Origin of the sequence: Dyadobacter sp. CECT 9275 (assembly GCF_907164905.1) — a bacterium.
GTDB lineage: Bacteria > Bacteroidota > Bacteroidia > Cytophagales > Spirosomataceae > Dyadobacter > Dyadobacter helix.
Window position 1 is genome coordinate 732217 of the sequence record NZ_CAJRAF010000002.1, and the last position, 10511, is coordinate 742727.

General features: G+C 46.7%; 6 protein-coding genes. All 6 read left to right on the forward strand.

What is annotated here, in order from left to right; translation table 11 throughout:
- Positions 1 to 8 precede the first annotated feature (8 nt).
- Positions 9 to 1247, forward strand: coding sequence for a beta-galactosidase (locus KOE27_RS11210; RefSeq protein ID WP_215238973.1), 1239 nt, complete (start codon positions 9 to 11; stop codon positions 1245 to 1247).
- Positions 1248 to 1286: 39 nt separating this feature from the next.
- Entirely contained in the window at positions 1287 to 3536 is a 2250-nt protein-coding gene (locus tag KOE27_RS11215; protein WP_215238974.1) for a DUF4838 domain-containing protein, read from the forward strand.
- A 53-nt stretch (positions 3537 to 3589) separates the two neighbouring features.
- The gene (locus KOE27_RS11220; protein WP_215238975.1) at positions 3590 to 5818 is read left to right on the forward strand and encodes a DUF4838 domain-containing protein; all 2229 of its coding nucleotides are present in this window, start codon (positions 3590 to 3592) and stop codon (positions 5816 to 5818) included.
- A gap of 57 nt (positions 5819 to 5875) precedes the next feature.
- The gene (locus KOE27_RS11225) at positions 5876 to 8113 is read left to right on the forward strand and encodes a DUF4838 domain-containing protein (RefSeq protein WP_215238976.1); all 2238 of its coding nucleotides are present in this window, start codon (positions 5876 to 5878) and stop codon (positions 8111 to 8113) included.
- A 489-nt stretch (positions 8114 to 8602) separates the two neighbouring features.
- A complete protein-coding gene (locus tag KOE27_RS11230) occupies positions 8603 to 9214 on the forward strand; it encodes an RNA polymerase sigma factor (RefSeq protein WP_215238977.1) in 612 nt (203 codons plus the stop codon).
- Between the two features lie 97 nt (positions 9215 to 9311).
- Entirely contained in the window at positions 9312 to 10433 is a 1122-nt protein-coding gene (locus tag KOE27_RS11235) for a FecR family protein (RefSeq protein ID WP_215238978.1), read from the forward strand.
- The last annotated feature ends 78 nt before the right edge of the window (positions 10434 to 10511 follow it).

Sequence of the window (10511 nt, forward strand, 5' to 3'; positions counted from 1 at the left end):
CATTTCAAATGAAAAAACGCCATCTGATTTTCAGCATTTTATACTTACTATCTTCTCTGACAAACTTTTGCAGCGCACAGCAAAAAAAAGACGAATTCAAGATAGGGATTTTCTGGCCGCCGGTTTGGAAATATACCAACGACGAGCAATATAAAATACTGAGTGAAACGCATGTGGACATCGTGCAGAACGTGTCCAGCACGGATCTTAACACACAAGAAAAAAACCTCAGAATGCTGGAACTTGCGCACAAGTATGGCATGAAAGTGTATGTTTCGGATCCGCGGGTGACAGGCAGTGATGAAGATATCAAAGCAATGGTGGAAACTTACCGCCACCATCCCGCCACAGGAGGGTATTACATCCGCGACGAGCCGGATAGCGCGGCGCTCGGCTGGGCGATTAAAACTTACAGGACCATCGCAGCACTTGATCCTGAAAAGGTACCTCATGTGAACCTCTTTCCGGACTTCGCCCTGAAAAACTATGAGCATGGTTATGTGGAAAGATGGATTGAAGGTGTAGGGAAAGAGCATCTCAAGTACCTTTCATTTGATATATATCCTTATAAAAAAAACGGTCGGTTGGAAAAGTCGTACTACAACAACCTGGATATCATCCGTCGGGCAGGTTTGAAATACGATGTTAAAACGTCCAGTTACCTGCAATCCTTTGGCATTATGAATCTGTACCGCCGTCCTACCCCGGGCGAAATGCGCCTGAACGTTTATTCAAACCTTGCCTATGGCATCAAAAATCCCGTATGGTTCTGCTATGCCACGCCTACCGGGCAGGGTGAACAGAAATTCATGAATTCTGTTATTGATTCGCTGGGACAGAAAACAGATCTGTATGAACCTTTCAAGGCGCTTAACTTTGAAATGAAACAACTTGGCAAAACGCTGATTCATCTGGACGCGAAGCAGGTATACCATTCGGGCGACAGCCTTTGGATGGGAACAAAACAACCGCCTGCCGATTTCATCTGGCTGCCTGCTGATTCCAAATCCGAAGTGATACTTTCCTTGTACCGCGATAGGCGCAATGGGAATCAGTACGTCATGGCCGTGAACAAATCGTTCAGTACGGCACGGGAACTTACTTTCAGAATAAACAAGAGCGTAAAAAAAGTAGCCCGCATTTCCGCCATCACCGGCAAGGCCGAAAAGGCTCCCTTCCATGCACGGGAACATACCATCACCGAAACTTTTCTGCCGGGAGAGGGGAAACTGTATTTACTGCGCTAGGCAAGCGGGCCAAAACCAATTTATCCTAAACCTTTAAAAATGAATTATCCTACAAATTATCCATCAAACAGATTCCGGAGTTTTTTGGCGGTATTAGCCATTGCTACGGTTTTACTCAATGCCTGTTCAAAAAACAGTAAACTGATATCGGGGGGAAAGAGTGACTACAAAATTTTTGTGTCCCGGACAGCCACGGCTCCCGAGAAAAATGCGGCCGCAGAACTCAAAAAGTATCTTAAACAGATCAGCGGCTGTGATCTTGAAATTACTGAAGAAGTTAAACCAGAAGAAAAGCGGATCTACATCGGTTTTAAAGAAGCCCCCCTGTCCATTGTCAAAGACCTGGATACGGCAGCTTTTGGTAACGAGGAGTTTATTATCCGGTCCGATGGGGAAAACCTGCTGATTGCCGGAGGGAATACGAGAGGCACTTTGTACGGCGTTGTTTCTTACCTGAGCGATTACCTCGGCTGCCGCTGGTATACCCGCGAGGTAGTCAAAATTCCGTCCAGAGAAACCATTGAGCTTAGCCAGATCGAAGACCGCCAGAAACCTGCTCTGGAGTATCGCCAGCCGCATTATCGGGAGGCTTATGATACCACCTGGGCCTTGCATAACCGCCTTAACAGCTACAACATGCCCGCTAGCCTCGGTGGCGGTTACGTCATTTTTCCTTTTGTGCATACGTTTAATCAGCTGGTTCCGCCTGAAAAATACTTTGGGGCTCATCCGGAGTATTTTTCAGAAGTTGATGGCAAACGCGCCATTTCCCAGTTATGCCTGACTAACCCTGAGGTGGTCAAAATTGCCAAGGCAACGGTTTTTGAATGGATTAAAACGCATCCGGAGGCCAATGTTTTCTCCATTGATCAGAATGATTTCGGCGGTTATTGTACCTGTAAAAACTGCAAAGAACTGGACGAAAAAGAAGGCAGCCAGTCGGGCACACTCATCCATTTTGTGAACCAGATCGCCGATACTGTAGCGAAGGTACACCCCGCTATACAACTCCAGACACTGGCATACGACTACACAGAGGTACCTCCCAAAACCCTCCGCCCTGCCGATAATGTCATGATCAGGCTCTGCCATTACGACTACTGCTCGGCACACCCTCTGGGAAAATGTGAGGACCACAAGCGTTATATCGACCGGCTGGAGCAATGGAAAAAAATATCAAAGAAAATTACGATCTGGGATTATTACACACAGTTCGCCAAGTACCTGATGCCTTTCCCGAACTTCGAAACCGTAAAACATGATGTAAAATTTTATGCGGATCGTGGGGTGGTCGGACTTTTTGCACAAGGAAATAATGTACCCGACAATGGAAATGGAGAATTTACCGAGCTCCGCGCCTGGGTTTTTGCCCAGCTGATGTGGAACCCGGAACTGGACGGTCAGAAACTGATCGATGAATATGTGGAGAATGTCTATGGAGATGCCTCCGGTTATATCAATGCTTATATCAAACTGTTACACGACCAGGTGAAACCTGAGAGTACGTATTTCAGTATCTGGGAAGAACCCGAAGATGTGAATTACCTGGGCCTGAAAACCATACAAAAAGCGGATAGCCTTTTCGCACTCGCCAAAGAGGTTTCAGCAAAAGATACTGCCTTACTCCGGCGGGTTGAAAGAGCCTATCTGCCCGTTGTTTACACCAAGCTTTATTTCCATTCAATGGGTGGTACTGCCTATATCGAAGAGGGCAAACTGCCCGAAACGGTGGCCTATTTTAAAAAACTGATCGCTGCTAATCAAATCACCCAAATTGCGGAACGCGCGGACTGGGGCAGCATACAGGCATTTCTGACGAGGGTGGAAAGTGCGGATCAATACTTAACCGACTGGCACATCATCGGCCCCTTTGACAATGCCGAACGAAAAGGATTTGCAACCGTATATCCTCCGGAAGAACAATTTGATACCACGCAGACCTATACCGGCAAAAACGGTGCACAGGTGAAATGGCGGGCGTATAGCGACAAATCCCTGGGTTATATCAATTTCGCAAAGCTGTTTCAGGACAACAAAGATGCGGTTTCTTACGCGTACAGAAATATTCATGCGGACGCACCAAAAACGATAAAACTTGGCGTGGGAAGTAACGACGGCGTAAGGGTTTGGGTCAACGGAAAACTCGTACTGGACCGGCTGGTATCAAGGACGGCCACCCCTAACGATGACTTGATTACAGTACCATTAAAAAAGGGGAACAACTCCTTGTTGGTAAAAGTTGACCAGACGGGTAACAAATGGGGATTTTATCTGACCGCCAAACCGTAAGCTAATCCAAACGGAACAAGGGCGGCGTTCACCCGAAAAAACTCTCATAATCAATGAAATACCTATTTATAATACTTACGACCTGTCTGCTGCATGGCTGTTCTTCCGGGAACAAACTGGTTTCGGAAGGCACGGGCGTGTACAAAATCTTTGTTTCAGAAAAAGCTTCAAAACCGGAAACATACGCAGCCCAGGAATTACAAAAGTATATTCAGCAAATCAGCGGCGCCGTATTGCCCATTGTTCACGAGGCGAAGCCGGCCGACAAACTGATCTGTGTCGGCTTCGAGGGAGCACCTGAATCCCTTTTGAAAGACCTTAAAATCAAGGAATTTGGGAAAGAGGAATACATCATCCGGTCCGACGGAGATCAGCTCCTTATCGCCGGAGGAGGTGCGCGAGGTACGTTATATGGGGTGATCGGTTACCTGTCCGACTACCTGGGCTGCCGCTGGTATACCCGGGAAGTCACGAAAATACCGCAGCAGAAAACGATTTCCCTGGACAAAATCGAGGATCGCCAAAAGCCCGTTATGGAGGCTCGCCAGATGTCCTACCGCGAAGCCTACGACGTGCAATGGGCACTGCATAACCGCTTCAATCACAGTCAGATACCTGATTCGCTGGGGTCAGGCAATATTGCCTATCCGTTTGTACATACGTTTTATGCATTGGTATCTCCTCAGAAGTACGGCAAAACGCACCCTGAGTATTTTTCCGAAGTGGATGGCAAACGTTTAATCAAAGAAACCAACATGGGCGGGCAGCTGTGCCTGACCAACCCTGAGGTAGTAAAAATTGCAACGGCTACGGTTTTTGAATGGATCAAAACGCATCCGGAGGCCAGTGTTTACACAGTAGACCAGAATGATGGTGAAGGGTACTGTACCTGTAAGAATTGTAAGGAACTCGACGACCGTGAAGGGAGCCATTCGGGAACACTCATTCAGTTTGTAAACCAGATCGCCGACTCCGTGGCCCAAGTATATCCGGAAGTAACTTTGCAGACCCTTGCCTATGCCTACACAGAAATCCCACCGAAAACATTAAAACCGGCCGATAATGTTACCATCCGTTTATGCCACTACGATTACTGTTCGGCGCACAAACTGGGGGCCTGTGACGACCACAAACGTTATATTGAACGGCTGGATCAATGGAGCAAAATAGCCAAAAGGATTACCATCTGGGATTACTATACCAATTTTGAGCGGTATCTGTTGCCTTTCCCCAACTTCGAAACCATCAAACATGATCCTAAATTCTATGCCGATCGCAAGGCAATCGGCTTATTTCCCGAAGGCAACAACGTGGACAGCGATGGCGGCGGTGAATTCTCCGAATTACGCGCCTGGGTATTTTCTCAAATGCTCTGGAATCCCGAAAGAGACGGGCAAAAACTGATCGACGAGTTTGTTGAAAATGTCTTTGGAGAAGCCTCTCCCTTCATCAGTCAGTACATCAAATTACTGCATGATCAGGTAAAGCCCGACAGCGTATATTTCAGCATCTGGGAAGACCCGGAAGATGTGAATTACCTGAGTTCAAAAACGATCCGAACTGCTGACAGCCTCTTCACGCTCGCCAAAAACGCTGCTAAAAATGATACCGCACTTTATAACCGGGTTGAACTAGCCTATCTGCCTGTTTTGTACACTCAGTTATATTTCTATTCCATCGGCGGGTCGGCATATCTTGCCCGGGATCAGGTTCCTTCTGCTTTGGCAACTTTTGAAAAAATCATTCAAAGAAAACGTATCACCAGCCTGGGCGTAGTAGCGCTGCCGCCAGGCAACCTCCAGAACTTCATAAGGTCTGTCAAGTCCAAAGATCAGTATTTGTCCGACTGGTGGGTAATCGGCCCATTTGATAATGAAGGCAGAAAAGGTTTTTCCAGAGTATATCCGCCTGAACAGCAATTTGATACCACGAAGGCTTATCCGGGGAAAGGGGCTGATGTGAAATGGAGAAAATATGAAAACACGGAGTCAGGATTTATTGATTTTGCCCGGTTATTTAAGCCCAATCAGGATGTGGTAGCCTATGCCTACCGCACCATTACGCTCCCCGAAGCAAAAACTGTGAAATTGGGTATCGGAAGTAATGACGGCGTCAGAGTATGGATCAACAATCGGCTGGTACTGGATCGGCTGGTTTCACGGCCGGCCACACCGAACGAAGATAAGATCAGTATCCCAATGAAAAAAGGAGAAAATACGATTCTTGTCAAAGTGGATCAGCTGGGTAAAAAATGGGGATTTTATTTTGCGGAACTCAACTGAACAACACTTGAACAATTTGACTCAAACCTTAAACCAAAGCTGTTTAACCTTTTTTAAATGAAATATTTACTGTTAATATTCAGCCTGTTTTCAGGCTTCCTCTTCTCTGGCTGTTCCTCAGGGAGTAAGTTAATTTCCGACGGAAAAAGTGATTATAAAATCTTTGTTTCGGACAGTGCTTCCAAACCGGAACACCTTGCAGCGGCAGAACTCCAGAAATATCTTGAAAAAGTAAGCGGCTATAAAATGGAGATCGTTCATGAAGCCAAACCGGAAGCTCGGTTAATCTATGTCGGTTTTAAAAATGCTCCCGAAAAACTACTGAAAGATATCAACCCCGGCGGGTTTGTCAACGAGGAATACCTCATCCGTTCGGACGGAGATCAGCTCCTGATCGCCGGAGGCGGTACCAGAGGTACTTTATACGGCGTGATCGGTTACCTGTCTGACTACCTGAACTGCCGCTGGTATACCCGGGAAGTAATTAAAATACCAGAGCAGAAGACGATTTCACTGGGTAAAATCGAGGACCGCCAGAAACCCACTTTTGTTTATCGTGAAGCCTGGTACCATGAGGCATACGATCCTGCATGGGCCATGCACAACCGGCTGAACCCCAGCATCAAACCACTACCTGACTCACTGGGTGGAAGTTATATTACCCACCCCTTTGCCCATACAGCCATGCAGCTGGTTCCTTCGGAGAAGTACTTCGCGACACATCCCGAATACTTTGCGGAAGTAAAAGGAAAACGTCTGCCAGGAAAACATATTCAGCTTTGCCTTACCAATGCCGAAGTACTTAAAATTGCTACGGCCCAGGTTTTCACCTGGATCAGGGAACACCCTGAGGTAAATGTGTTTTCGGTTGATCAGAGTGACGGAGAAGGCAATTGCGAATGTACAAACTGCAAAGCCATTGATGACCGCGAAGGGAGCCCGTCTGGTTCATTGCTGACTTTTGTGAACCAGATTGCCGATACCGTCGGGAAAGTGTATCCTGCTATCAAGATACAGACCTTTGCCTACGCTTACACGGAAGTTCCGCCCAAAACCATCCGCCCGCGTGATAATGTGACCATCCGCTTATGCCATTATAACTACTGCTCGGCGCATCCGATGGAAGGATGTGAAAATCACAAGCCATTCAGGGATCGGTTTAACGAATGGAAGAAAATTTCCAAACGTATTTCTATCTGGGATTACTACACTGATTTCTCTCAGTACCTGATGCCCTTTCCCAATTTTGAAAGTTTCAAGAATGACATCAAATGGTATGCCGACCGCGGCGTAGAAGGTATGTTCGCACAAGGCAACAATGTTCCCGAAAATGGCGGCGGAGAGTTTTCGGAGCTCCGTGCCTGGGTGATTTCGCAACTCTTATGGAATGCCGACCGCGACGCCACGGCGCTGGTGGATGAATTCGTCTCTAACGTATACGGCAAGGCAGCACCTCACATTAGTGATTACATCAAACTCCTGCATGAGCAGGTAAAACCGGATAGCCTGCATTTCAGTATCTGGTCACAACCTACGGAAGTCCACTATCTGGGATTGAAAACGATCCAGAAAGCTGACAGCCTGTTTGGCCTTGCACTAAAAGAATCAGAAGGAGATACCAGCCTCACCCGCCGGGTGGAACTGGCTTACCTGCCGGTGTTATATACCCAGCTTTATTTCTATTCCATTGGCGGAACGGCCTACCTGAGCAAAGAAGCTATGCCTGCGGCATTTGAACGCTTTAATAAAATCATAGACCGCCACCGCATCACGGCCGTCGGGGATATGCCTGAAACTTATGGTAACCTGGGCAAATTCATAGAAAAAGTGAAAGGTGCGGATACCTTCTATACCGACTGGTGGATCATAGGCCCATTTGATAACGCAAATGGGAAAGGGTTGTCTACCGTTTTTGGTCCTGAACAAAAGTTTGACGCCCAGGCGTCCTATACCGGAACCGCGGGCAGCCGTGTTAAATGGCAAAAGACAGAAGATGCCACTTCCGGTTATATTGACTTTGGCAAGATGTTTACCCGAAATGAAGATGTAGTTGCCTATGCCTACCGTACCTTGACTTTACCGGAGGCTAAAACCATGAAATTTGGTGTGGGAAGTAATGATGGCGTACGGGTCTGGATCAACGGAAAGCAGGTTTTGGACCGTCCCGTTTCACGAAAGGCGGAACCCAATCAGGATTTGATTTCGGTACCGATGGACAAAGGAGAAAATACGATCCTCGTGAAGGTAGACCAGCTTAAAAGAGCCTGGGGATTTTACTTCACCGAAATAAAGTAAACGAAGGGGTACTGTCCGGGCAGTCAGGTCGATCGTCTCCTCACTTCCCGGAAAACCCTTACTAACCACGCTCTTCCGCAGGAGTGAAACCCGGAATCAAATTATAACTATTCCAGGAGTCAGCATCCGACGCCAGACAGCAGCGGAAACCTGGTAGCCTGGCCCTAGGATTTCGGAAAGAGGCCGCATTTCTGTTTATCATCCCGTTGAAAAATAATAAACCCCGGATCCAGCCGTATGCGGCACATTCCGGGGTTTTTGTTTTCCATTTTCAAGAACTTGGAACAAAACCGATTTTTTGTAATTACTTCCATAGCCAATTCAGATTTTTCGGAGTAATTAGGAGAGGTAAAACACTATAAAACAGAGATATATAATTATACCGGCAAAAAATAGAAGCCATAAGACTATAAGCCTCAACTCCTTCAATCAAAAAAGAAGACAAACACCCTGGGTGTAGCCAGAAAAGCATAAGTACATAAAGTGGATATGACTGAGCCAAAACACTTTGCAGACCGGGAGGAGGAACACCACCTGTGGAAGGAACTTACTGAAGGTAACGAAGCTGCTTTGGCAGCATTAATGCGCAGTCATTACAAACCATTATTAAACTACGGATATAAATTTATAAAGGATGAAGAATTCATAAAAGACTGTATACAAGACACTTTTATCGAAATCTGGAACAAAAGAAAGCAGCTCTCGGAACCTGACAGCGTACGGGCTTACCTTTTCATTTGTCTGCGCCGTAAAGTTTTCAGGAACGGGAGTAAGCTCAAACTCTTCCGGCAGCATGACACCACTTTTTTAGATGAAACGGACCTTTCCGTTGAATTTTCTCCGGAATGGTGGATGATCAAAGAAGAGAGTATGGCAGAACGCACGCGTGACATGGCCAACATGCTCAATGCACTTCCCCGCCGCCAGCGCGAAGTGGTATACCTTAAATATTACCAGGAGCTGACGCGGGAAGAAATCGCCGGACTCATGGCGATTGCCCCCCAGACAGTCTCCAATTTACTTCAGATGGCCTTCGATTACCTGCGCAGAAACGGCAGGACCACCTTCATCAGCCTGTTATTTTCTGTTTTGATGAACTGAAATACAGTACGTTAAAAAAATATCAGAATATTTTACGGATTTTATGGTATCTGCATCTCTCCAGATGCATCTCTGAATTGTAAGCCTGTTTTACGTCATGAAAAATTACGCCGATTTTTCTTCCGAAGATTTTCTGACCGATCCCCTGTTCCGTGCCTGGGTACTGGACCAGCACGAGGAGGCTAAGTTATTCTGGGAGCAATGGCTGCTGCATCACGAAGATAAATCGCTGATCGTAGCCAACGCCGCTGCCATGCTGCTTGCACTGAGGGAAAAAGTGACGCTACCCACCAATGCAGAAATTGAAAACCAGGTGGAATCCACATTAAGGCTGATAAAGCAAGATAAAGGATCGCTGAAAGGGAACATTAACTGGCTCAGGATCGGGGCAAGCATGGCAGCCATCCTGTGCCTCACCATGGGCATCCGCTGGTTTTTCCAGCCAGGCTTCCTGCCGGGCTTCCAGCTGGGCTCTGTACAGCAGGTTCAGGAATACAAAAGCGAAATATATGCCTTTCACGAAAATGATATTATCAGGCACAACGAAGGCAACCAGCCTGAAACCATTCGGTTAAGTGATGAGAGTACTGTGGTTTTATATCCTGAAAGTGAACTGCGGTATCCCTCTGAATTCGGCAAAGGAAGCCGGGCTGTGCATTTAAAAGGGCAAGGTTTTTTTGAAGTTACCAAAGATCCCGACCGCCCTTTCATTGTCTTCGCCAACGACCTCATTACCAAAGTATTGGGCACCAGCTTTACGGTTACCGCTTATGAAAATGAAAGCCAGACGAGGGTATCTGTTAAAACCGGGCGTGTATCTGTTTTTTCGAGCAAGGACCAGGCTGGAGTTAAGAAACTGAACTCGAAGGAGATGGTCGGGGTCATCCTTACGCCGAACCAAGAAGTTATTTACGGCAAAGAGGAGCCGCAGCTCAGAAAACGCATTGTGGAAGATCCTCAGATCATAGCACCCGTTCCGCCACAGCTTACCTTCGACGAAACACCGGTAACAGAAGTATTTGCGATGCTGGAAAAAGCGTATGGGATCGAAATTGTGTATGACGAAAAAGTGCTTGCCAACTGCTTTTTAACGGCCAACCTTACCGACGTGACTTTGTACCAGGGGCTTGACCTGGTTTCCAGGATTATTTCTGCCCGTTATGAAATGATGGACGGGAAAGTAATAATCTACAGCAAAGGATGCAGGGGCATCCAGTAAAATCTTAAAAATAAAATATACCTAAACCCTTTAATCTTTTCACTTCCTAAACCCTTATTAATTTATGATTTAATCCTA

What these genes read in the sequence shown, in the direction of transcription:
- KOE27_RS11210 (WP_215238973.1), top strand. Translation starts at nt 9, where the DNA reads ATGAAAAAACGCCATCTGATTTTCAGCATTTTATACTTACTATCTTCT.
- KOE27_RS11215 (WP_215238974.1), top strand. Translation starts at nt 1,287, where the DNA reads ATGAATTATCCTACAAATTATCCATCAAACAGATTCCGGAGTTTTTTG.
- KOE27_RS11220 (WP_215238975.1), top strand. Translation starts at nt 3,590, where the DNA reads ATGAAATACCTATTTATAATACTTACGACCTGTCTGCTGCATGGCTGT.
- KOE27_RS11225 (WP_215238976.1), top strand. Translation starts at nt 5,876, where the DNA reads ATGAAATATTTACTGTTAATATTCAGCCTGTTTTCAGGCTTCCTCTTC.
- KOE27_RS11230 (WP_215238977.1), top strand. Translation starts at nt 8,603, where the DNA reads ATGACTGAGCCAAAACACTTTGCAGACCGGGAGGAGGAACACCACCTG.
- KOE27_RS11235 (WP_215238978.1), top strand. Translation starts at nt 9,312, where the DNA reads ATGAAAAATTACGCCGATTTTTCTTCCGAAGATTTTCTGACCGATCCC.